The sequence below is a fragment of the Nonlabens dokdonensis DSW-6 genome, from assembly GCF_000332115.1.
GTDB classification, from domain to species: domain Bacteria; phylum Bacteroidota; class Bacteroidia; order Flavobacteriales; family Flavobacteriaceae; genus Nonlabens; species Nonlabens dokdonensis.
Genome location: NC_020156.1, coordinates 3,634,588 through 3,659,261, shown reverse-complemented (window position 1 = coordinate 3,659,261; position 24,674 = coordinate 3,634,588). Strand labels below are relative to the sequence as shown.

Annotated in this window: 21 protein-coding genes; 5 read left to right on the top strand and 16 right to left on the bottom strand. The window is 35.3% G+C overall.

Annotated features, from left to right (window positions below; genetic code table 11):
- Nucleotides 1-6 precede the first annotated feature (6 nt).
- The 7 genes from DDD_RS16140 to DDD_RS16110 form a co-directional block, all read right to left on the bottom strand.
- Nucleotides 7-2,244 (bottom strand): DUF349 domain-containing protein, encoded by a 2,238-nt coding sequence (locus DDD_RS16140; protein ID WP_015364031.1) that lies wholly within the window; start codon nt 2,242-2,244, stop codon nt 7-9.
- Between the two features lie 66 nt (nt 2,245-2,310).
- Nucleotides 2,311-3,102 carry a shikimate dehydrogenase family protein gene (locus DDD_RS16135; RefSeq protein WP_015364030.1) on the bottom strand — a complete coding sequence of 264 codons (792 nt, stop codon included), beginning with the start codon at nt 3,100-3,102 and terminating at the stop codon, nt 2,311-2,313.
- Nucleotides 3,077-4,096: a DUF368 domain-containing protein gene (locus DDD_RS16130; protein ID WP_015364029.1), complete on the bottom strand. Its 1,020-nt coding sequence runs from the start codon at nt 4,094-4,096 to the stop codon at nt 3,077-3,079. Before DDD_RS16130 ends, DDD_RS16135 begins: the two co-directional genes overlap by 26 nt.
- Nucleotides 4,097-5,056 carry a DUF368 domain-containing protein gene (locus DDD_RS16125; protein WP_015364028.1) on the bottom strand — a complete coding sequence of 320 codons (960 nt, stop codon included), beginning with the start codon at nt 5,054-5,056 and terminating at the stop codon, nt 4,097-4,099.
- Between the two features lie 111 nt (nt 5,057-5,167).
- Nucleotides 5,168-6,439 carry an adenylosuccinate synthase gene (locus DDD_RS16120; protein ID WP_015364027.1) on the bottom strand — a complete coding sequence of 424 codons (1,272 nt, stop codon included), beginning with the start codon at nt 6,437-6,439 and terminating at the stop codon, nt 5,168-5,170.
- A gap of 2 nt (nt 6,440-6,441) precedes the next feature.
- Nucleotides 6,442-6,906, bottom strand: a complete 465-nt coding sequence (locus DDD_RS16115) for a Fur family transcriptional regulator (protein WP_015364026.1) — start codon at nt 6,904-6,906, stop codon at nt 6,442-6,444.
- Nucleotides 6,907-6,910: 4 nt separating this feature from the next.
- Nucleotides 6,911-9,112: a RelA/SpoT family protein gene (locus DDD_RS16110; RefSeq protein WP_015364025.1), complete on the bottom strand. Its 2,202-nt coding sequence runs from the start codon at nt 9,110-9,112 to the stop codon at nt 6,911-6,913.
- Between the two features lie 263 nt (nt 9,113-9,375).
- Between DDD_RS16110 and DDD_RS16105 the strand changes: the two genes are divergently transcribed.
- Nucleotides 9,376-11,817, top strand: a complete 2,442-nt coding sequence (locus tag DDD_RS16105; protein WP_015364023.1) for a zinc-dependent metalloprotease — start codon at nt 9,376-9,378, stop codon at nt 11,815-11,817.
- A 146-nt stretch (nt 11,818-11,963) separates the two neighbouring features.
- Here the strand turns inward: DDD_RS16105 and DDD_RS16100 are convergent, their stop codons facing one another.
- The 3 genes from DDD_RS16100 to fumC all read right to left on the bottom strand — a co-directional run bounded on the left by DDD_RS16100 (nt 11,964) and on the right by fumC (nt 16,126).
- On the bottom strand, nt 11,964-13,154 hold the full coding sequence (locus DDD_RS16100) for an MFS transporter (RefSeq protein ID WP_236613385.1): 1,191 nt from the start codon (nt 13,152-13,154) through the stop codon (nt 11,964-11,966).
- A 162-nt stretch (nt 13,155-13,316) separates the two neighbouring features.
- Nucleotides 13,317-14,525, bottom strand: a complete 1,209-nt coding sequence (locus tag DDD_RS16095; protein WP_015364021.1) for a hypothetical protein — start codon at nt 14,523-14,525, stop codon at nt 13,317-13,319.
- A gap of 206 nt (nt 14,526-14,731) precedes the next feature.
- Entirely contained in the window at nt 14,732-16,126 is a 1,395-nt protein-coding gene (gene fumC, locus DDD_RS16090; protein ID WP_015364020.1) for a class II fumarate hydratase, read from the bottom strand.
- A 181-nt stretch (nt 16,127-16,307) separates the two neighbouring features.
- Between fumC and DDD_RS17910 the strand changes: the two genes are divergently transcribed.
- The gene (locus tag DDD_RS17910) at nt 16,308-16,574 is read left to right on the top strand and encodes a hypothetical protein (RefSeq protein ID WP_146250814.1); all 267 of its coding nucleotides are present in this window, start codon (nt 16,308-16,310) and stop codon (nt 16,572-16,574) included.
- A 171-nt stretch (nt 16,575-16,745) separates the two neighbouring features.
- On the opposite strand, the gene DDD_RS16080 is transcribed toward DDD_RS17910, so the two are convergent.
- Complete coding sequence (locus tag DDD_RS16080) at nt 16,746-17,390, bottom strand: YqaA family protein (protein WP_015364018.1); 645 nt, start codon at nt 17,388-17,390, stop codon at nt 16,746-16,748.
- Nucleotides 17,391-17,532: 142 nt separating this feature from the next.
- On the opposite strand from DDD_RS16080, the gene DDD_RS16075 reads away from it, so the two are divergent.
- Nucleotides 17,533-19,044: a DEAD/DEAH box helicase gene (locus DDD_RS16075; RefSeq protein ID WP_015364017.1), complete on the top strand. Its 1,512-nt coding sequence runs from the start codon at nt 17,533-17,535 to the stop codon at nt 19,042-19,044.
- A 68-nt stretch (nt 19,045-19,112) separates the two neighbouring features.
- Here the strand turns inward: DDD_RS16075 and DDD_RS16070 are convergent, their stop codons facing one another.
- The 5 genes from DDD_RS16070 to DDD_RS16050 all read right to left on the bottom strand — a co-directional run bounded on the left by DDD_RS16070 (nt 19,113) and on the right by DDD_RS16050 (nt 22,720).
- Entirely contained in the window at nt 19,113-19,475 is a 363-nt protein-coding gene (locus DDD_RS16070; protein ID WP_041567227.1) for a hypothetical protein, read from the bottom strand.
- 76 nt (nt 19,476-19,551) lie between these two features.
- Nucleotides 19,552-20,610, bottom strand: coding sequence for a M28 family metallopeptidase (locus DDD_RS16065; protein WP_015364016.1), 1,059 nt, complete (start codon nt 20,608-20,610; stop codon nt 19,552-19,554).
- A 15-nt stretch (nt 20,611-20,625) separates the two neighbouring features.
- On the bottom strand, nt 20,626-21,444 hold the full coding sequence (locus DDD_RS16060) for a carboxypeptidase-like regulatory domain-containing protein (RefSeq protein ID WP_015364015.1): 819 nt from the start codon (nt 21,442-21,444) through the stop codon (nt 20,626-20,628).
- Between the two features lie 50 nt (nt 21,445-21,494).
- Nucleotides 21,495-22,073, bottom strand: a complete 579-nt coding sequence (locus DDD_RS16055; RefSeq protein ID WP_015364014.1) for a non-canonical purine NTP diphosphatase — start codon at nt 22,071-22,073, stop codon at nt 21,495-21,497.
- A 2-nt stretch (nt 22,074-22,075) separates the two neighbouring features.
- On the bottom strand, nt 22,076-22,720 hold the full coding sequence (locus DDD_RS16050; RefSeq protein ID WP_041567226.1) for an alpha/beta hydrolase: 645 nt from the start codon (nt 22,718-22,720) through the stop codon (nt 22,076-22,078).
- 34 nt (nt 22,721-22,754) lie between these two features.
- Here DDD_RS16050 and DDD_RS16045 point away from each other — a divergent pair, with 34 nt between their 5' ends.
- Nucleotides 22,755-23,168 carry a hotdog fold thioesterase gene (locus DDD_RS16045; RefSeq protein ID WP_015364012.1) on the top strand — a complete coding sequence of 138 codons (414 nt, stop codon included), beginning with the start codon at nt 22,755-22,757 and terminating at the stop codon, nt 23,166-23,168.
- Between the two features lie 117 nt (nt 23,169-23,285).
- The gene (locus DDD_RS16040) at nt 23,286-24,242 is read left to right on the top strand and encodes a chorismate-binding protein (protein WP_146250813.1); all 957 of its coding nucleotides are present in this window, start codon (nt 23,286-23,288) and stop codon (nt 24,240-24,242) included.
- Nucleotides 24,243-24,674: the final 432 nt, after the last annotated feature.

The following is a 24,674-nucleotide window of genomic DNA, read 5'->3' as shown; positions in this document are numbered from 1 at the left end:
CAGAAATTATTCTGCCGGTTCTTCACTTTCTTTTGATTCTGCAGCTTCTTTTTCTGCAGCCGCAGCTGCCGCAGCTTCTTCTTCCTCTTTCTTCATTTGTCTTTGAAGAATATTCAGTTGCTTTTGCTTTTCCTTAATAACGTCTAGTTCCTTATTCAATTCTGCAATGTTCTTTTTAGTTTGAACTAAAAATAGATTCGTATCGTCCTTAGCATTGATAAACTGTAAGTTATTATCGAGTTGTCTTACTTCATCTTGAATTTCATCACGTCTTTTTCTTAGATAGAAACGTTCGTTTTTAAAATCCTTTTCATCTCCGTTTTGTAAACTAGCGAGCTTGTTTTGATACTTTAGCATTTCGGCATCAACAGCACTTAATCCAGACGCTTTTAATTTAGCTTGTAATAGTTTTTCAAACTTATCTTGAATCATGCGTTTGCTGTAAGGAACGCGACCTATTTTTGCCCAATCTGCCATGTGCTGCTCGACTTGAGCAAGCATTGCTTTTTTATCATCTTGAGGAATCATTTCTTTTAAGGCATCATAAATTTTCATTTTTGCCTCAAAATTTTCAACTTCTTCTTTACTATCCTCTTTCTTTTGAGCTGTTTTCTTATCAAAAAAGGCATTACAAGCTTTTTGAAAACGTTTCCAAATCTTATCACTATCCTTTCTAGGAACATGACCTATTTGTTTCCATTCTGCCTGGATGCGTTTCATTATTTGCAAACCTTCAGCAAAATTCTCGTTGTCTTGATGCTCTTCGGCTATGGCAATCAATTTCATTTTTGCATCTAGATTATCTTGCTGCTCTTTCTTAAGACCTTTGTAATAATCGTTCTTAGCTTTATTGAATTCTCTAGTTACCGTTCTAAATTGATTCCACAACTCATTGTTTACAGCTTTAGGCGCAGGTCCAGTGGTAGTAAACAATTCTCTAAGAACTTTAATCTCTTCTAGACGTTCTTGCCACTCTTTGTGGTTTTTTGCTCCTTGATCTGTAATCTTTGCAATTTCAGCAACTATATTTTCTTTTATAAGCTGATTTTTTGCATTTATTTTATCGCGCTCCTCATAATAAGCTTGTCTCTTATCATGAATGATTTTTGTCGCTGCGCTAAATTCATCCCAGATAGGATCACGCATCTCTTTTGCAACTGGACCAGCGTCTTCTTTCCACATGCGGTGCAGCTCTTGTAATTCTCTTAGGGCTTTATGAATGTTTTCTTCATCACCTAATTCTACCGCACGTGCTATAATTTTGTTTCTAAATTCAAGATTGCGTTCAAAGTCTTTATCTCGCAACTCTTTACTTAAATCTATGTAATCATAAAAGTTTTGAGTCGCTAGACGGTAATCTTCCCATGTGATATTATACGCATCATGAGGAATATTTCCTGTTGCTTTCCACTCGTCTTGAAGTGCATGGAACTTTTTAAAAGTTGTTCCTATATTTTCTTCTTGATCTATAAGAAGTTTTATGTTTTCAATGATCTCCCGACGTTTTGCAAGATTATCTTCTTGTTGCTTGCGTTTGTCTCTTTGAAACTGTCCTTTTTGCTTTCTATAAAGGGAATGAAGATCATAGAATTCTGTCGCGATCTCATTTTTATATTCAAACTCTGGCGCTAGAGGATCATCACTCGGCGGATTGTCCTCTTTAAATTTTTCCTGTGCTTCTTTCTTAGCATCGGCATCTGCAGCTTCAAAAGCTTTTTTAATGTCTTCAGCTTGAGATCTGAAACTATTTATAGGATATTCTTGCATTAAGAAACGCAACTCGTTTACTAAAGCAGGCATTTCCATTGAAGCATAATCCTTTTCTTCTATTTCTTTAACGCTATCGTCTTCTGGCTCATTATCATCCTCGTCCTCATCATCTTTTGTAGAGTCAGTTGATTCAGAGGTTGTCTCGTCATTTTTTGATACAGCAGTTTCAGTTTCATCTTCAACTTCTACTATTGGGTCTTCAGATTTTTCTACGGCTTCTTTTTCATTTACAATAGCATCTTCATGAGTAGTAGAAGCATCTTCAGTAGGCTGATCTACTTTGTTAGTGCCACTTTTCACAGGCTGCTCACTATTATTTTCACTGTCAGTAGTTTCTTGACCTTCAGATTTGTAATCCTTGTCAGAAGCTTCTTCTACCATCGCATTTTCAAGAGCGTCTTGTGATTCGGTATTCTTTGGATCCATTTCTGGCGCATTTCCATCTGCATTTTGCAGGTTGTCATTCTTTTCCATTACTATAATTTTTAATAGGAACGGCAAGATAAATAGATTCTTCTTTACCTACAATGCTATGATGCATTACTTATTCCAAAGTTCCCATGCTTTTTCTGCTTGATGCTTTAACATCTCATAACCGTTGATTACCTGAGCACCTTGTTGTTGCCCTAGTTTCATAAAAAGCGTAAGCGCAGGATTATAAACCAGATCATAAAGAATATGGGTTTCATTAAGATGCTCATAAGGAATATCTGGTCTTAAGTGTACCTCTGGAACAACGCCTAGCGGTGTAGTATTAATAATGAGACTTACCATTTCTAGAACCTCTTTATTCACTGATTTGTAATCAATTGTAAATTCATCTTGTGGATTTCTACTCACAAATAGAAACGGAATTTGTAAAGCCTCCAGCGTGTAAGCTACTGCCTTAGAAGCACCACCAGTTCCTAAAATAAGAGCATTCTTTTTTATAGGTAAGAACGGTTCTAGACTTTTCCCAAAACCATAACAATCGGTATTGTGTCCTGTCCAGATATTATTCTCAATAGTTACTGTATTTATCGCTCCTATTGCTTTGGCTTCCTCACTTATTCCATCCACTACTTGCAGCATGTCTTCTTTATAAGGAATCGTTACGTTGAGACCTCTTAGAATTTCATTTTTGCCATTAGTCGTTCTAGTTTGCTCGTTGTAGGTAACGCTTTCGCGAAAGCGGGATAATAAAAACTCTCTACTCATTTCAAAGTTTTTATAGTGATGATCATCTAGTCCTAGTTGATCAAATTTTTCACCAAAATAGGCTCTTGAAAAACTGTAATCGAGTCGTTCTCCTACTAATCCAAAAATGCTAGATGGGATTTGCTTTATTTCCATATTGATCTAATATATAAACACTTAAAAAACCTATTAATATCATAAGAACAGCTATCCAAGTATAGGTGTCGTTGAAATCTGGCCAGTAACGGCTGTAATTCTCAAGGATTTGATCGCCATTTTTATCTAAAGCAAGAAGACCTTCTGAGGTGCGTTTAAAAACTTCTTTTTTCCAAGGCCAAACGACTCCCAAAGAACCTGTAATAAATCCTATAATCATTGCATTAGTTTCATTGCGGTAGTGCTTAATAGTCCAACCTAATAGATGAGATAAACTAATCAAACCTACAATAGAACCGACGGTAAAAACACTGAGAACTTGTAATAACTCCATGTGAACTGGATCGTACCACCATGAGAAATCACCCTGAAAAATAGCAACCATGGTATCAAAAAACGCATTGATACTATCAACTAGAAGTAACACATAATTCCCTAGTAATATAAGTATAAAACTGCCGCTCAAACCAGGTAACGTCATTCCTGAAATGCTGATCATGCCGCAAAAGAATACAAAGAGTAAGTTAGTATTTTCTTTGGCTGGATCGAGTAGGGAAGTACCTATTCCTATGGTAATTCCTATGATTAAAATAATAACATTCCTGCGCGTCCATTCTCCATAACTGCGAGAAATATAATAAATCGAGCCTAGAATCATACCAAAAAATGTCGCCCAGACTAAAATAGGATAGTAAGATATCAATAAGTCAAATCCTTTACTTACCGTAAAATAGCTTAATGCTTCACCTAGAATTAATAAAGAAAGGAACCTGCCATTGATGTAATCAAAGAAGCTACCGAATCTTCCAGAAAACAATAGCTTTGCTGCTTTAAGATTTAGTTTTTGTAGAGAATAAATAAATTCTTCATAGAATCCACCTACATATGCTACGACGCCACCACTTATTCCAGGAACTTTATTTGCAGTTCCCATAGCTATTCCTTTTAATACAAGAAATAGTTTATCGGTAAAGCTTCTTGTAGGCTGTCGCAATTATGGTTGTTTTTCATTTGCCCATCTTTCTAATCCTAGGATCAATACAAACCCTAGAAGAGCCAATAAGCAAACGTATATTATTTGTGGATCGCCATCAAATTGAAAAGGCGAGATACTCTTTTCTAAAAATGGAACTTCAACTCCATGACTATTAGTTCGATATTTGAGAACTTCCTTCCACGGCCATAACTTATTTAACGAACCGATCATGAAACCGGTCAATAACGCTAGGGTGAGGTTCTTTTGATTTTGGAAAAGCCAAGTCAATATTCTAGAAAATACTTTGAGCCCAGTCACGCATCCTACAGCAAAAAGCAACAGGTTACTTAAATAATCCCATGCTTGCGACCAGTCTCCAGCTGCCACAGCTTCCATCAAACCTGATATAGAGCCTAAAACCGTTTTATAACTTCCTAGAAGAAGTAATAAAAAAGCTCCTGAAACTCCAGGTAATATCATCGCAATAATGGCGATAAAACCAGAGAAAATGATATACCACCAGCTGTCTGGTGATCCTAATGGCTCAGCAATAGTGATGTAGTATGATATAATTGTTCCTATTACAATAGCTATGATAACGGCAACATTCCATTTAGGGATTTGTTTACCTATATAAATAACGCTTGCGAGTACGAGACCAAAAAAGAAGGACCACAATAAAACAGGATAGGTTTCTAATAGATAGGTGAGTAGTTTAGATAGACTTAAAATACTAATGGCAATACCTATTACTAAGGAGAGCAAGAAACTTAAATTGTACTTAACAAAGGTATTCTTAATACCGATTTTGAAGAAGTCTTTTAATAGCTGAAGATCGATTCCATCTATGGTTTTTATGAGTTCTTCATAAATACCAGTGATAAAAGCTATGGTCCCACCTGAAACGCCTGGAACAACATCTGCCGCGCCCATGAGCATTCCTTTGATTGATGTGGTGATATGTTTTTTTAAAGGCATTATTTACTTTTTTGCATCACTAATGAAAATTTGGCCTAAGTAAGTATAATTCTATTTCTTCAAAGAAAATCAAATCCCAAGAGTTGAAGCTTGGGATTTGAGAATTTAAATTTATCTGTGAATGGTTTGGGTTCTATCAGGACCTACACTCACTACTTTAATCGGGATTTCTAATTCTTTTTCTAAGAAATCGATGTAAGCGTTTAGTTCTTTTGGAAACTGAGAAGCTTCTCTCATTTTAGTAAGATCTTCTTTCCAGCAATCAAATTCTGAATAAATAGGAGTTACGTTTTCTGGTTCAATATTATATGGCAAATGAGTGATTTCTTTTCCTTTATATTTATAAGCAGTGCAAACCTTTAATTTACTAAAACCAGAGAGGACATCGCCTTTCATCATCATTAACTGTGTAACACCATTTACTTGACACGTATATTTAAGTGCCACAAGATCCAGCCAGCCACATCTACGAGCACGACCAGTAACAGCGCCAAACTCATGTCCTACTTTTGCCATTTCGGCACCTACTTCATCAAATAACTCTGTAGGGAAAGGACCGCTTCCTACGCGAGTAGTATATGCTTTAAAAATACCATACACTTCTCCTATTTGATTAGGAGCAACTCCAAGACCAGTGCATGCACCGGCAGCAGTAGTGTTTGAAGAGGTTACAAAAGGATAAGTTCCAAAGTCGATATCAAGTAAAGATCCTTGAGCACCTTCGGCAAGAACGGTTTTACCACTCTTTTGGGCATTTTGCAAATACTCTTCACTATCGATAAACGTCAATTCTTTCAAGACATCGACAGCTTTAAAGAATTCTTCTTCCATTTCTGGAAGATTGTACTGAATGTCTACATTATGAAATGCAATCAACTCCTCATGCTTATTTGCTAAAGCTCTGTATTTTTCTTTCCAAGAATTAAGTTCTAGATCTCCTAGTCTGATACCATTACGGCCAGTTTTATCCATGTAAGTAGGTCCTATTCCTTTAAGGGTAGAACCTATTTTTGCTTTTCCTTTGGAAGCCTCAGAAGCTGCATCGAGCAACCTATGCGTAGGTAAAATGACATGAGCTTTTCTAGAAAGAATCAATTTACTTTTATAGTCAATGTCAAATTTCTTTAAACCGTCTAATTCTTGAACAAAAACTACCGGATCAATAACTACTCCGTTACCTATGACATTCATAGACTTATCATGGAATATTCCAGAAGGTATTGTTCTTAATACGTGTTTAATACCGTCAAATTCTAAAGTATGTCCAGCATTTGGACCACCTTGAAATCTAGCGACAATATCATAGTTTGAGGTAAGCACGTCTACTATTTTACCTTTTCCCTCGTCGCCCCATTGAAGACCGAGCAATAAATCTACTGCCATTGTTATTTTTTTTCAGTTGTGTTTTTAACGCCGTAAAAATATAAAGAATGATTGGTAATCGATACATCAAATACCTCTTCAATTGTCTTTTTTATTGACTCTATTCTAGGGTCACAAAACTCAATCACTTCGTTAGTATCCGTTAAGATTAAATGATCGTGTTGTCTGTCAAAATATGATTTCTCATAATGCGATTGATTCTGATTAAATTGATGTCTTCTTACTAGTTTACTTTCTAATAAAAGTTCAATTGTGTTGTAAAGAGTGGCGCGGCTTACACGATAATTTTGATCCTTCATTTTAGTATATAAAGACTCTATATCAAAGTGCTCATCACTAGCATAAATTTCGTCTAGAATCGCATACCTTTCAGGAGTTTTGCGATGCTTGTTTTCACTCAGAAATTGAGTGAATACGTTTCTTACTATTTCTTGTTCTTTTTCAAGGTTGTTGATAATTTGACTCATATTTTTAAGATCTGGTTACCTTATCGATACCATTTAATTTATTTAAATTTTGCATGAGAGAAGTAAGCAGGTTTTTATTAGGTACTACAACCGTAATTTCTCCTGTAAAAATACCATGATTACTATTAAATGAAATATTTCTAATATTTACATGCATGTTTTCTGAAATCACTCTGGTCACTTCCTGTACCAGTCCCATTCTATCTATTCCAGTTAATTTTAATTCGGCTTTATACTCTCGTTGAGTGGAGTCAATCCATTTAGCACTGATGATTCTGTAAGCAAATTTACTTTGCAAACTTATGGCATTAGGACAATTCTTTTTATGAACCTTGATTCCTTCACTTACTGTAGTAAATCCAAAAACATCATCACCTTCTATAGGATTGCAACATTTTGATAAAGTGTAATCTAATGTAGCACCTTCTTTACCAAAAACTATAGCATCATAATTTTCAGTAACTTCTTCTTTATTAATATCAGGATTCTCTTTCGGTTTCCTAATCTTATTTTTTAGAAAAGAATAGAGCGCATTACTACGGCTGTTTGCATACTCTTTAATAGCCTTATTATCAATGGTACCATTACCAACTCTATAAAATAGATCGTGACTGGTTTTTAACTTAAAAAAGTTCACCATTTGATTCACACTAGTTTCATCTAGAGGTATTTTTTGAGATTTCAATTTTCTTTTCAAGATCTCCTTACCATCAGAGGCCAAAATTTTTTGATCCTCCTTTAAAGCGCCTTTTATTTTAGATCTGGCTCTTGCTGTTGTGGCATAGTCCAGCCAGTTCTTAGTAGGTTTCTGATTTTCGGAAGTGATGATATCTACTTGATCTCCACTTTTTAATTCGTGAGATAGTGGCACTAACTTACCATTCACTCGAGCTCCACGAGTATGTAAACCTACTTCTGTATGAATTGCAAATGCAAAGTCTAAAGGAGTTGCAGATTTAGGTAACGATTTCAACTCACCATTAGGAGTAAAAACAAATATTTCTTTACTGTATAGGTTTAATTTGAATTGCTCTACAAAGTCTACCGCATTACCATCTTGATTTTCGAGGGCTTCTTGTAATCGATTGAGCCACTCATCAAGACCATCTTCCTTATTTCCTTGTTTGTATTTATAGTGCGCAGCATAACCTTTTTCGGCTATTTCATGCATGCGTTCTGACCTAATTTGAACTTCAACCCATCTGCCGTCTGGTCCCATAACAGTAATATGCAGGGCTTCATATCCAGTAGATTTAGGCGAACTGATCCAGTCTCTTAAGCGTACTGGGTTAGGTGTAAAGTGATCTGTTACAACAGAGTATATTTTCCAGGCGAGGAACTTTTCATTTGCTCTATCACTTCTAAAAATGATACGTACCGCAAATTTATCATAGACTTCATCAAAGGAAACACTCTGTTTTAGCATTTTACGTCTTATAGAGAAAACAGATTTAGGACGTCCTGAAATTTTATATTCCAGACCTTCTTTATGCAAACTCTCGTCTATAACTGCACTGAAATCTTTAATGTATTTCTTTTGGTCTTCTTTACTATCTACAATGGACTGCTGGATATCGTTAAAAACCTCTGGCTCCGTATATTTTAGACCTAGATCCTCCAGTTCTGTCTTGATGTTATATAAACCTAATCTGTGAGCAATAGGAGCGTAAATATAAAGTGTCTCACTGGCAATTTTCACTTGTTTGTAATCGGGCATGCTGTCCATAGTTTGCATGTTGTGCAAACGGTCTGCTATTTTAATAATGATCACTCTAATGTCATCATTTAAGGTTAATAGCATTTTACGGAAATTCTCGGCTTGCTGTGAGATATCAGCGTCTTTCTTGAGGTGTGCAATTTTAGTAAGACCGTCAACAATGCGTGCTATGGTCTCACCAAAAAGTCTTTCTATATCTGATAATGTGTAAGCAGTGTCTTCTACAACGTCGTGCAACAAAGCTGCAGCAATAGCGGTTGCATCAAGTCCTATTTGCTTAGCAACAATTTTTGCAACTGCAATAGGATGAAAAATATATGCTTCACCAGACTTACGCCGTTGTGGTGCGTGTGCTTCTACGGCGATGTCAAAAGCCTTTCTAATCAGCTTTTTATCTTCATCGGTAAGCATTTGATAACTGATTTTTAAAAGGTCTTTATAGCCCTTTGCTATCAGTTTATTTTCCTCTTTTATTTCAACATCAGTCATATAGTAAAGTTAAGGTACTTTAAGGATATGACCAATTATTATTGGCTTTAGAGTTTTACTTTTATCCCGCTTTCGCGAAAGCGGAATTCTACACTGTCCTCTTAAAATAAGTTGAGTGAAAGAGGTGTTTTTTCTTTGGTACTTCTTTAATAAAGTTGAGGTGTTTTTCAAGTTTTCCTATAATGTTTTGTTAAGCTGCTGTTATTTTGAGCACCTCTCTTTCCTTTTAATTAATTTCCCGACCAAACTAATTTACTGAATCAATGAAAAAATATTTCTTATTAGGTTCCTTTGCAATAATTACTCTGTTTTTGAGCAGCTGTAAGACTTCACAAGAAGTTGTAAATAAAAAAGAACCAAACACTGAAAAAAGTTCTAAAAAGAACCAGAAATTCAAACCGTATTCTGAAGTAATAACTGACGAAGCCATAACAGACGATGGGCTTTTTAAAACACATCAAATTGATGAGGAATATTTCTATGAAATCCCTCAGGAATTGCTTGAAAAGGATATGTTATGGGTGACTCGTATAGCACAAATCCCTAACAATCTAGGTGGTGGCTACCTCAATGCAGGTTCTAAAACAAACCAGCAAGTAGTTTCTTGGGAGCGTTTTCAAGATAAAGTACTTTTAAAGGTAAAATCTTATGATGAAGTGGCACTAGATGAAAGCGCTGCAATTAATAACTCTGTAAAGGTTAATAATTATGAACCTATCATGTATGCCTTTGACATCAAGACTTTTAATGCAGATTCTACGGCTGTAGTCATAGACGTTTCTAAATTTTTAAGTAGCGATGTACCTTCTATCAGTGGTTTAAATTCTCGATTGAGAAGCCAGTACAAAGTAAGAAACTTGGACTCCAGCCGTAGTTTTATCAACTCTGTAAAATCATTTCCTAAAAATATTGAAGTAAAGCAAGACTTTACTTTTAACGCGGCACAACCACCTTCTAACGGTTCTGTAGGTTCTATAAGCTTACAGGTGAATCAATCCATGATTTTGTTACCAGAAAATCCTATGCAACCTAGACTTTATGATCCTAGAGTTGGATTCTTTACCGTTGGTCAAATTGATTATTCTAGCAAAGAGTTAAAAGCTGATGAGAAAAGATACATACGCCGCTGGAGATTAGAGCCTAAAGATCCTGAAGCTTATGCTCGTGGCGAATTAGTAGAGCCAGTAAAGCCAATAGTTTATTACTTAGATCCAGGGACTCCAGAAAACTTGAAAAAATATATCAAACAAGGAATCGAGGACTGGCAAAAACCATTTGAAACGGCAGGATTTAAAAATGCCATCATCGCAAAAGATGCACCTAGCAAAGAAGAGGATCCTGAGTTTTCTCCAGAAGATATTCGTTACTCTGTAGTAAGATATGTCGCTAGTACTACGCGCAATGCAGTAGGTCCATCAGTTAGTGATCCGCGTAGTGGTGAGATTATTGAAAGTGATATCATCTGGTATCACAACCATTTGAGATCCTATAGAAATAGATACTTACTTGAAACAGGTGCTGCAAATCCTAATGCTCGTACTTTAGATACAGATTCTGAAGAGATAGGAGAGATGATGCGTCAAGTGATTGCACATGAGGTAGGGCACGCACTAGGTTTCCCTCATAATATGGCTGCAAGTTACGCCTATGATGTAGAAGATTATAGAAATGGAGATTTCACACAGAAAAATGGTATCGCAGCAAGTCTTATGGATTATGCTCGTTACAATTATATCGCTCAACCTGGAGATGAAAATATAAGATTTGTGAGACAGATGGGACCTTATGACCATTACGCAACAAATTGGGGTTATCGTGTAATCCCAAATGCAAATACACCAGAAGCTGAAACCGAAACCTTAAACTCGTGGATCATGGAAAAGGCAGGTGATCCTAAATATAAATTTGGTAGGCAGAGTAGTAGGTTTGATCCACAATCTCAAACTGAAGCTATAGGAAATGACCCAATTAAGGCAAGTACATACGGTATAAAAAACCTTAAATATGTTGCAAAGAACCTTCCTCAATGGACGTCACAACAAACTGATAACTATGACGATTTACAAGAATTATATGGTGAAATGTTAGGCGTGTGGTCGCGATATGTAGGTCATGTAGTGACTAATGTAGGTGGAGTAAATGAGGATCTTAAGAAACCGACACAGGCAGGAACAGTTTATAGCACGGTGGATAAGAAAACGCAAAAGGAATCCGTTCAATGGATTAAAGAAAATGTTTTTGACACACCAGAATGGTTGATCGATCGCAACATCGTAAAAAACATAAGTCCAGACGCTTATTTTGAACGCCTTAGATCTGTTCAAGTACGTCATTTAAATAACTTATTGAGTTTTGATCGTATCGGTAGATTGATAAATGCTGAAACGACAGAAACAGATTACTACAGTGCTTTAAACTTAATGGACGATGTACAAAGTGCGATATTTACAAATGCTAAAGTAGACGTTTATAAAAGAAATTTACAACGTGCTTATGTAGAGCGATTAGAGTATTTAATGAATGAGGATTCTCGATTTAGTAATTATAATAAAGACCAGAGTGATGTACAAGCCTTGGTTAGAGGTGAACTTAAATCTTTGCAATCTACTTTAAGAACTAAGAGAAATAGAGCAGGAAATAAGGTAAATCGATATCATTATGAAGATTTACTTGCTCGCATAGATTTGATAGTGAATCCGCGATAGTTTTTATTTTATAATTGATTTATTAAAAAGCAATCTGAGAAGGTTGCTTTTTTTTGCGCTTTCGCGAAAGCGAGATCAAATCTAAGATAAGCCGTTACAGCTGTTTAATAGTCGCTCATGAGGTAATTCATGAAATGCTTAGAAATCTATGTAGATTCTTGTTTGGGATGCCATTTGTAATAAGCCACAGAAGCAATGAGGCCAATTACAGAAAAAGCTATAAGCAAGCCAAAAATTTGCTGATAACCTTGCAAGCCAGGCGAGTTATCAATAAAATAACCAGTGAGTGGTCCCATAAAAATATCTGGAGTATACCCTATTAAAGAGATCATACCGACTGCTGTTCCAGTTACCGCAAGAGGGATTTTACCTTCTTGAATTGCCGAGAAATACAAGGTCCTAAAAGCATAAACTCCTGTCGCAGTTAGAATTATTGCAAACCAAAAAAGGAATGTCGAGTTAGCATTTATGATTCCTGAACTAAACATACTTGCACCTATAATGGTAATCGCAAAACCATAAATCATCATCAATGAAGATTTAGTTTTATCCGCTAAGAAGCCTACTACAACTCCTATAAATACACGTATTCCAAGAAGATTACCACCTATTTGAGCAGAAACTAGGTCATCATATCCCATAACTTCATTTGCAAATTGCGAGTAATAATCGGTGATTTTATAGCCGGTATAAGCACATAAAATGATAACCATGAGCAGCCATACCGACCTTATTTGAATGACAACTAAATATTTATGAAGTAACTGACGCCAAGTAACTTTGTCTTTAACGTCGGTTGGTCTAGTTTCGTTTTTAATAAAGAAGAAAACTAGAACAGCAACGAATGCTATTAAGGCGGAGCACGTAAGTACGACATATTTATAAGCCTCTTGACGTTCTATTAAAGCTGTAAACTCGATTTCTTGAGTTAAGAATATTGAAAATATATAAAGACCTACCAGTCCAAAACCAAAAGAAACAGCTCCACGACCACCATCGAGTAATCCAAAAGCAATTCCTTGTTTATTCTTTCCGCCCCAGACTCTTGTTGCTTTAATCATAGCTGCCCAAAACAAGAATATAGTTGTAAAACCCCAATAACCGTAAAGAAGACTCAATTCATAAAATGATGGAAAAGTAGCCATGTAAATACCTCCAACTGCTGTTAATAGCAGTGATATAGACATTAAATACCGAGGCTGATATTTATCTGCAAAGCTGCCACCTAGAAAATAAGAGAAGAAAGCTACAGTACCATAAATAGAAAAACAAACACCCAATTCAACATTAGTCAATTGATATAGCTCCAGAACAGTTGGTCTAAAAATACGTGCCAAAACAAACGGCAAAATAAAGTTAGCCTCACCAGCAATGATGAGTAATAAAAGTTCTAATGTATTTTTTACTTTACTAGAAATGAGAACAAATTTTTTAAACAGATTAAAAATATGATTTAAAAATAAAGCTATTTGGTTAATGTGTCCACGAAGTACTTTTAATCAATTATCTATCTCTATAGCATCTTTAGAAAACAATTCTTGTAAGAAACTAAAAACATCGATTAAATCCCAAGCTGGTCCCAATAGGCTATGTACTAACGATACTGAAATTGTTGCTCCATTATTAAGCCTATTAATTAACTCAATTAGGTTAGGATGGTTTTTGACAACCATTTGATGTCCTCGCGCAAATATTAACACAGAATCATCAGTTTGAACCTCAAAAAGCAAAGGGAATATAGATAAACCCTTGAAATTAGCATTCATATCACTAGGCATTGTAGCGTGATTTCTTATAGATTTTCTTGCTAGTCCACCATTACTTCTCAATTTAAGAATATTTCTAGATAAAACTAGTTCCATTTTTCGTTGAACTGATTGGATGTCTATTAGCTGATTCCATAACGCTGGAGTGGCTTCTATTTCTATAGGCTTTTCATAATTTACATGATTTTTTAATCCTTGTTCTCCAGTGGCTTGTATCAAATCATTTTCAAATTGATCCTTAGGAGGATTTATATAATCTAAAACCACACTTGAAGAAAATTCCGAGGTGTTTCCTATGTGATAAACATAGTGAGGTATGAACATAGCATCACCAGGTTCTAAAATATATTCCTCACCTTCAGATATCATTTCAGATACGTTATGAAATACCTGAGTATTATGGTCTAGTGCGTTAAACTTTGGATCGTCCCATGTATAAAATTGTTTATTTTCTGGACCTAAATGAAATAAGATCCCATCTTCTCCAGTAGCTTCTTTATGAATCCCAAAAGGTGTGAAACCATAATTCCCCATAAAAAACAGAAATGATAATCCATGAACTGGCATTCCAGCAGTTTTGAGCAAAGGCGAGACCAAAGATGCGGCCTTTTCTGCAAAAGCATTACTGTACTGTTCTAGTCCTATTAAAATCATTCCAAACTTTTGTTCACCAAAAATTTGATGCGACCATTCTTCAAGAGATTCACCTACCTTAGGAGGATGCTCCACTAATTTAAGAATATAGTCATTCCGTAGCTCACTATCTATATAGATTTTCATCCCGATGTGGTGTTGTCCTTTATTTAAAAATCCATTTAAGACATCTATAAGCAGCACCTGTAAGTGATTGATATCACTTTGTGAGAGTAACTGATGTGCTTGTGCTGGTTTTTGTAATTGTTTGGTGTCTTTGTAAAATGTATTCCAAGTATTGTGGTTCATAAATTCTTTGGTTGAGAAATGAAAAGTGGTGTAGTGCAAATGCTTAAATATTCTTATTTATAAAAATCATGACGCTTTCGCGAAAGCGGAAACGCAACAAGTTGATTACAAAAGTTTCTTTTATTTCAGAAAAATAAATATATAACTAAAAAAGGATGCTTAAAATAATTCTTAAGCATCCTTTAATATATTACAGTAACTAGATGTTATCTATGTCCTACCATATCTTCTGGCTTCACCCATTCATCAAACTCCTCAGAAGTGACGTAACCTAAGTCCAGAGCCGCAGCTTTTAAAGTTGTTCCTTCTTCATGGGCTTTATTTGCGATTTCGGCAGCTTTGTAATATCCTATTTTAGTATTTAAAGCAGTTACCAGCATTAATGAGTTATCGAGTAAAGACTTGATAGTTTCTTTATTAGGTTCTATTCCTACAGCACAATTCTCGTCAAAACTAATACACGCATCACCTATCAATTGAGCGCTTTCAAGAACTGCCGCTGCCATAACAGGTTTAAACACGTTAAGTTCAAAATGACCTTGCATTCCACCTACAGTAACAGTAGTATCATTACCCATAATTCTTGCACAAACCATGGTTATAGCTTCGGCTTGAGTAGGATTTACTTTTCCTGGCATGATAGAACTTCCAGGCTCGTTTGCAGGAATAATTAATTCTCCTATACCGCTACGAGGACCACTAGCTAGCATTCTTATATCGTGAGCAATTTTATTCAATGAAACGGCAATTTGCTTTAATGCGCCATGAGTTTCTACAAGTGCATCGTGAGCAGCAAGAGCTTCAAATTTATTGTCGGCTGTTTTAAATGGTAACTCGGTAAATTGTGCGATATAATCTGCCACTTTTACATCATAACCTTCTGGTGTGTTAAGACCAGTTCCTACCGCAGTTCCTCCTAAGGCTAGTTGTCTCAGATGAGCTAGGGTATTTTCTAAAGCAATAATACCGTGATCCAGTTGAGAAACATATCCTGAAAACTCTTGACCTAAGGTAAGTGGAGTAGCATCCATTAAATGAGTACGTCCTATTTTTACAACCTCGCTAAAGTCTATAGATTTTTTATGTAATGTATTGCGCAATTGCTTTATCGCAGGAATGGTACTTTCTACAACTTTTTTGTAGCAAGCGATGTGCATTCCTGTTGGAAATGTATCGTTAGAAGATTGTGATTTATTCACGTCATCATTTGGTTGTATGGTTTTATCTCCTTCACCTATAACCTTACCAGCAAGTTGATGAGCACGATTTGCTATTACTTCATTCACATTCATGTTAGATTGTGTACCAGAACCAGTTTGCCAGATCACAAGCGGGAATTGATCATCGTGTTTACCGTCTAAGATTTCATCACAAACTTGGGCAATAAGGTCTCGTTTACTTTCTTCTAGAACGCCCAGATCACAATTAGTAAAAGCCGCTGCTTTTTTTAAATAGGCAAAACCATAAACTATTTCCAGTGGCATACTACCAGCAGGACCTATTTTAAAATTCATGCGAGAACGTTGTGTTTGCGCTCCCCAAAGTTTATCTGCAGGAACTTCAACGTTCCCCATCGTATCTTTTTCTATTCTATATTTCATGTAAACTGATTTTCTACAAATATAAAACCTGTACGTTTTATAAGGTGGTTCTTAAAGAGAATTATAACAACAGGTATGTGCAATTTCTTTTTACCGCTTTCGCGAAAGCGAGATTAACAAAAGCATTATCCAAGTAGATTAAGGATAGTAAGCTGATTAATTAGCTAAAAAAAAGGGACTTTTGATTTATAAACAGGATTTTGTTAATAAATCTGACGGAGATATTTTATTTTTAAATAGTAGTCTGTATCTTTGCAGCAAACACAGAAGTATTATGTTCGAATTTGATCAGTATTTAGGCTTTTTAGCATTTTTAGGAATCCTTACCATTGGATTTTGGTTGATGTTATTTTTGACTTTGTTTGCAATACCGTATTGGATTACAGGATCTGCATTGGAAAAGAGAAAATTAAAGAAAGAAGCAAAACTTAAGGAACAAGAAAATTAGATCACATTTCTAATTTGATGTTTTATATACAACCGTTCATTTTGAGCGGTTTTTTTATATCGTAATTTTAGTTAACTGCAATGAATAGAATCTAGTAATGCGCATAAAATAGTGACTAGATGAAATAAAAGACAGATTTCTGTTTTTGACTCACGTTAGTAATGCCTCCATTTAGACTAAAGCAAATATAGCAGCACCATAAAGTGCAAAACGCACAAAACGCAACAACCCTACTAGAGCCCAACTTTTAACTGGGTAACTCAACATACCTGCGACTAGACTTGCCATAGAAAAGGGTAGAGGTAATAAAGCACCTACGGCTATTAAAACGCCGCCCCATTTTCTCGCCATTACCAGTTGTTTAGCCATTTTAACTTCTAAGTAATTATGTAGGCTAGGAATTTTCAAGGCACGTCTTCCAATCCAGTAAGAAGTGAATCCTCCTAAATAGGAGAATAAGGCGATTAGGGATAAATTAATAATAGGAGTGGAGGTTTCTCCTGCCCAAGCTATAAATAATTCTGGCGGTATTAATCCTAAAACAGTTTCAGAAACATAGAAAAAAGCAAGAACTCCATAATCTGGTAAAGTTTCTACAGCAAGCTCCAGCGCTTCGTTGATATCCATTACAAAGAAGTGAAGTGCAGCAAGAATAGCAACCACGATAAGTACTGGAGGCATAGACTTTTTAATACTGTCTATGACAAAAGTATAGAACCCAGTAAGCTTGTAATACTTATGAGCACGATCTGGCTGAAACCAGGGTTTTTTCTTTGTTGTAGATTGATCCAAAATAATTTTATTTCCTCTTTGCAAAATTAAGATTTTAACGGCTTTAACTACGTTAAAGTATTACGAATTAAAATAATCTGGTTTTCTTAACACTAAACAAAGGTTAAGAACCTTAAAAAAGAAGTACTTTTGCAAATCTCAAAAATGAAAATCCAGAGTCTTGTCTATGAAAAATGAAACTGAAATAAAATCTTTATACGATTACCAAAACCGCGATCTGGAAGCGGTTTTTGACCGTATTAACAATAAACCAGACGATTACAATTTGCTCTATCAGTTGCCTACAGGTGGAGGAAAAACGGTTATCTTCTCTGAGATCGTACGCAGGTACATAAGAGATAAAGGTAAGAAAGTGGTTATTCTTACTCACCGTATCGAGTTGTGTAAGCAAACTTCAAAAATGCTCAATGGCTTTAATGTAAAAAATAAAGTCATTAATTCTAAGGTAAAGGAGCTTGACGATCAAAAGGACTTTGATTGTTTCGTTGCCATGGTAGAAACCTTGAACAATCGTATTCAAGATGATAAACTAGAACTAGACGACATAGGTCTAGTTATTATTGACGAAGCGCATTACAATAGTTTTAGAAAACTATTTAAGTATTTTGACCACTGCTTTATGCTAGGTGTAACCGCTACTCCTTTAAGTTCTAATTTCAAGTTGCCTATGAAGGACAATTATAGAGAGCTTATCGTGGGAAATAGTATTACCTCCTTAGTAGAACAAGGTTTCCTAGCTCAAGCGGTAACGCATACTTATGATGTAGGTTTGAGTGGTCTTACAATAGGTATGAATGGTGATTATACTGTAAAGAGTAGTGAGAAGTTGTATACCGCGGTGACAATGCAGGATAAGTTATTACAATCCTACAATGAAGTCGCAAAAGGTAAAAAGACGCTTATTTTTAATAATGGTATTAGAACTAGTATTGAAGTAGAAGATACCTTTAGAAGAGCTGGAATAGAAATACGTCACTTAGATAATACCAATACAAAGGAAGAACGTAAAGAAATTCTTAGATGGTTTAGAAACAAACCTGATGCTGTTCTTACCTCAGTAAGTATTTTGACTACAGGTTTTGATGAACCTAGTGTGGAATGTATTATTTTAAATCGTGCAACTAAGTCGCTTACTTTATATTACCAAATGATAGGTCGTGGTTCTCGTATCTTAGATGGCAAGAAAGAATTTCAAATTATTGATTTAGGAAACAACGTAGCACGTTTTGGTTTATGGAATGAGCCAGTAGACTGGCAACAAGTCTTTAGATCTCCAGACTTCTATGTGGAGAACATCGTTTCTGATGAAGAGATCGAGCGTAATTTTGTTTACCAGATGCCAGAAGCCACAAAAGCTGAATTTCCTAATACAAAGGACTTCACTTTTGATATTAAAGGAGCTTATAAACGCATTACCAAAGAAGGGCGCAAGTCTAAAGACGTTCTCGATGAGTCGATCGCACAGCACGTACAATGGTGTGTAGAGAATAGTGAGGATGTGTTTGATGCTCGTATCCTTGCAAAATTATTGAAGGAAGATATCAAAGATCGCATCAGGCGATATGCGTATTGTATAATCAACAATACTAACAACTATAAAGACTGGCTAGAAGAAGATTATTACAGACGTCTTAGAATGGCTATTCAACAAGAGTTTGCTGGTGTAGAAACAGATTAATTTAGATCTCGCTTTCGCGAAAGCTAGATCACAAAAAAGGGTATGATATATTATGATCATACCCTTTTTTATGTCAGAAATTTAAGCCAAGCGAGCAATAGAATTATATAGCATATTCCAATTATCACTTTACTGCATGTTTGTTTTTTATTAACCTGTTTACTGATTGATTCTTTTTGTTGATCAAACGAATTATTTTTAAAAAAATCAACTGAGACGGTTTTTTCTAAAATTTTTGGACTCCATAAATGTAATAAACTGATCGGTGTTAAAAATGTTCCCATTTCTAAATTTCTTTCTAAATTAGGTATAACAACGTTTTGTTCTATTAAATAAATTACCATCAAAACGCTGTTCAAAACTGTAATAATAAAAGCGATCGAACCGAAAAATACAATTGCTTTTGCTGAGAAGTATTTTAATTCAAACAATTTTAAAAGGGATTAGAAATTAAAAAAGCGCAAATTATAGAATTTGCGCTTTTATTATATAGGAGTGCAGCTCTATTTATTTCAACGCTGGACGTTCGTCTGCATTTGCAACTTTCCATGCGGTAGCAAATATCAATTTAGCACGGCGCTGGTAGAGTTCATATTCTATTTTATCTGGAGTATCTGTAGGTTTATGGTAATCTTCATGAGTTCCATTAAAATAGAAAATTACGGGAACATCATTTTTCGCAAAATTATAGTGATCGCTACGGTAGTAAAAACGATTAGGATCGTCTTTACCGTTGTATTTGTAATCTAAATTCATGTTCATAGAACTTTTATTTGCCGCCTCAGACATATCATGTAGCTCTTGAGATAACATATCACTACCTATCAAGTAAACATAATCAGGATTATCTTTATGGTCAGCATCTATTCTTCCTATCATATCGATATTTAGATTTGCTATGGTATTTTCCATAGGGTAAATAGGATTATCTGCATAGTACTTGCTTCCTTTCAATCCTATTTCTTCTCCAGTCACGTGTAAGAATAAGATAGACCTGCGCGGTCCATAGCCATCATTAACAGCTTGTTTAAAAGCTTCAGCAATTTCTAGAAGAGCGATGGTACCACTCCCGTCATCATCGGCACCATTATAGACTTTATCGTCTTTCATACCTACGTGATCTAAATGTGCAGAAATTACAAGAACTTCATCTGGAAATTCACGTCCTTCTATGTAAGCTAGCACGTTTTCTGAAGATAATTCTGGTTTCCCAAAAGCTTTACCAGGAACTATTTGAAAATAATCGCCATACTGACCGCCGCCAGGAACTCCCATTTTTTTGTATTGGTCTCGTAAATAATTCACCGCTTTTTTCTGTCCAGGAGAGCCAGTATTACGACCTTCCATTTCATCGCTAGCATAATAATAGAGTTGTTCTTCTAGCTCTTCTAGTGTAATGGTATTAGCATAATCCATTACATTTACCTTAGAATAATCTAGAACTGCTTTTGAGCTTGTTCCATCGGCGCCAGGTTTACCAGGTTTGCCATCTTTTCCTCTCATGCCTTTGCATCCTATAATTAAGGTAGAAGCTAGAGCAATTAATAATACATTTTTTAAATTCACTTGATTGAAGTTTGGTTATTTTTTATTCTTTTCTTTAGAGCTTTTCAAGATTTTATACTCTTCATAGCATTCACTTATGGCGTCTAAAATTTGAAGGTCATTTGCCGTTTCTATGAAAGTTTTAGAATACTGACAATTTCTTAAAATAGCATCAATATCTAATTTATCTAATTGCAACAGATTCATTAAGGTTTCTCTGTCGTATTTACTTTGCAATAAGGTTCTGATCTCGTCCTGCTCTTTTACTTGTCGTAGTTTACGCATGGATTTTCCCTTCTTACCAAAAGTATTGTACAAGAAGTCTGCAGGGTTAAAAACACTTTCTAAAATATTAGTAATCGCTCCAGGCTCACTATCTCCTGCTTCATAACCTTTAGGCAAACCACTAATTTTATACCTTCTTGTAGCATAAATAGGGGCACGTTTTGCATCTATCTCTAAGAAGCCAGTCAACGAGGTTTCGGTTACGGTAACCTCATCTAGTGCAATACCTTGCTCGGTCATAGATATGGTAACATCACCAAATTTTAACCAGTCTTCTGTTACTCGTACATTTATCGTTTCAAAACCTAAGTACGAGAAATATAGGGTATCGTTAACTTTAGCAGTAATTTGAAAAACACCTTCTTTATTGGTTGTGGTACCTTTAATCTGGTTAAGGTTCAATATGTTAACATTTTCAAGAATGGTATTATCCTTTGCGTTCAGAACTTTTCCTTTCACCTTAGTAGGAGTGGTCTCGGTCTTTTTGGTTGTTTCCTTTTCGCCTTGAGCGTTACTAAATGAGATAAATAAGCCAAAACAAAAAAATAGAATGTAAGAGTGTAGTTTCATATTGTGGTATAAAAATAAGCTAAAGCACTTATTTAATAGGGATTTATATTTTAATTAACGTCTTTCAGGTAGTCTATAAGTTTGCTTAAAGCCTTTGCTCTGTGACTTATTTCACCCTTTTCTGTTAAGGTCATTTGTGCAAATGATTTTGTGTAACCGTCTGGCTGAAAGATAGGGTCGTATCCAAAGCCTTTATCTCCTTTACGTTCTTTAAGAATAGTTCCTTCACAAATGCCTTCAAACAAGGTTTGACAATGGTTCAAATGTAACGCAATGGCTGTGATAAAACGTGCCTTCCTATCGTTATTGTTTGTTAACTTATCTAGTAGTAAGTCCATGTTATCCTCACTGTTCTTTTGCTCTCCAGCATATCTAGCGCTGTATACTCCAGGCTCGCCGTCTAGAGAATCAACGATAAGACCAGTATCGTCTGCAAAAATGGGTAAGTCAAATCGATTTCTGAGGTATTCTACTTTCTGTATAGCATTCCCAGCAATAGTATCGGCTGTTTCTGGTATGTCTTCTTCAAAACCTAAGTCTTTAAGACTAACAAGCTTTACATGAGAAGGCATTAAAACTTGTACTTCTTTAAGCTTGTTTTCGTTATGAGTAGCAAAGATAATTTCCATAGTTATAGGTTTTGAGCAATTTCTTCAAGTAAAGGAACGTGAACGACATGCTTTATTTCAGGTCGGTATATCTCACAATCTGTACCAAATAGCAATTCTATTTTTTCTTTTTCTCTTTCGACGATTTCTTCATTAGAATATTCGTCTTTTGTTCCAGCAATGTGAATAAATCGAGAACAGTATTTCTTAAAATGCAAACCGTCTTCTTTGGTAAGTTCTTCAGGAATACTACCGCTGTGCATAATAAGCGATGTAATAGGGAAGTGGTGTTGTTTTAAAAATCTAGTAGCGATAGAAACACCTTGAGAATAACCAAAAAGTGTTACACGTGGATCTTGTTCGATTTTTTCTGAGATTAAAACCTTATTGATGTAGTTGAGGTTATTTTGCATTTCTTGATGCGTGTCCACCTTTGTAAGCCAGCAAGCACCTACGTGTTTAAAACCCTTACCTATATAAGCCTTAGAAGGTGCTTGAAGAATGATGACATAGTTTTTAACCGAATCAAAATTCTCAAAATATTTTTTAAAATAGGTAGATAAGTAACCCAATCCATGAAAACATACCCAAATATGTTGCGTTTCATCTGTCAGTTCAAAAAGTGTCTCGTAGGAGTTTGTGTGTGTATAAGATACTATTTTAACCATTAATTCTATTCTATGCCTTATTTTTGGTAAAGATATGGACAAAGAAGAAATACTACAGCGCTGTAATGCGATTTGCAAGAATACGCTCATGGAAACTCTCGACATAGACTATGTCGATGTAGGAGAAGATTATTTGACAGCTAGAATGCCAGTCACTCACAAAGTACATCAACCAGATGGAGTGCTTCATGGAGGTGCTAGCGTTGCTCTAGCTGAGTCAGTAGGAAGTGCCGCAAGCTATATGTTTTTAGATACTAAAAACTTTGCAATACGTGGTCTTGAAATAAGTGCAAATCATACTCGATCGAAGAAGGATGGATACGTTTTTGCAACGGCTCGATTTTTACATAAAGGAAGAACAACTCAACTCTGGGAAATCAAAATTACTGATGAAGAGCAGCGCCTTATTTCCATTTGTAAACTGACCACTATTGCTCTAAAAAAATAACTGTATTTTTAACTCTTATTACTTTACCGCTTGCGCGAAAACTTACTCTCATACCTACAAAATCTAGTCGATAATAAGCTTCCTTTTCTGTTACTTAGAAAAGCAAACCAAAGCACTGTGCGCATTCTCTCACAGCGAGATCAAAAATGGCATAAAACAGCACCTGACAACATGACTTATGGTGTTTTTTCAAAATTTGAAAATTCAGAAGATCAGGTTTTTATACCTTCTGAAGAGTATAAAGAATTTAAGTTTAAAAATTCAAGTAACACTTCTTCTAAGCTACTGAATGCAACTCATTTGATTGATGAAAAAGAGAAATTAAGGTATGCAAATATGGTGCGTAAAACGGTGGACATGCTCAAGGAATCTACCGTTCAAAAAGTCGTTCTGTCTCGTGTGGAAAGTTTTACAAAACGATCATCGGATCTTGAGATTTTAGAAGCTTTGCTCAATGAATATCCGGCAGCAAATTGTTACTTTTTTCACCATCCAAAAGTAGGAAAATGGATGGGCGCAACTCCTGAGATTTTAGCAGTAATAAAAGGTGAAAATTTACAAACCATGTCTCTTGCTGGAACTGCAGTATTCAATCCAAATCAAGATCATGTTTGGGGAGAAAAAGAGATCGAAGAACAAAAATTAGTAACCGACTTCATTGTAGAAAATCTAAAAGCAAAAGGTGTTTCACATATCAAAAAATCACTAGTTCAAACAGCACAAGCTGGTACCTTAGTACATTTAAAAACTGATATCAATGCGTTAATTGATCCATCTAGAAAAGAAGATTATATAGAGGCATTGCATCCTACACCTGCGGTTTGTGGTTTGCCTAGAGATGCTGCGCAAAAATTTATCAAGGATAATGAAGGTTATGACCGTTCTTTTTATACTGGATACTTGGGTATAGTAGAAGAACGTGAAGCGAGTTATTACGTAAACTTAAGGTGTATGCAGTTACTTGATGATGAAGCATACTTATATGTAGGTGGTGGTATTACTGCAAAGAGTGATCCTATTCTAGAATATGAAGAAACAGTTCAAAAACTGTTTACTATGAAAAGCTTGTTGTGATAATTTAAATTACAATATGCTTCTAAAAGCAGTTCTTAAGAGAGTAGTTTTAAATCCGACTACTTGTCCTTGTTCATTACGACTTTCGTTCATTGCCCTAAAATAAGAGAAGACCTTACCGAAGATAGACTTCGTAAAAATTGCACTTTGATATATTCCTACAAACGAATAAAAAACAAGGTATTTAAATATAATCATAGGTTGGATCTCTTTATTGAATTTTAAAGATCGACATAATATTTTAAATAAACAATATTGATTTTCTAAAAGTTCTTTATTAGTTTTTGAAACAGCTTGTTTTCTAGATAAAAAGACTTATTGAATAGTCTAAGTGTTGATTGAACTGTTTATTTAATTAATTTAATGATTAAAAATTAAGATATCTTCCTTAAAACAGGTATGATTATATAGATTTGCCAGGCTATTGCTGTC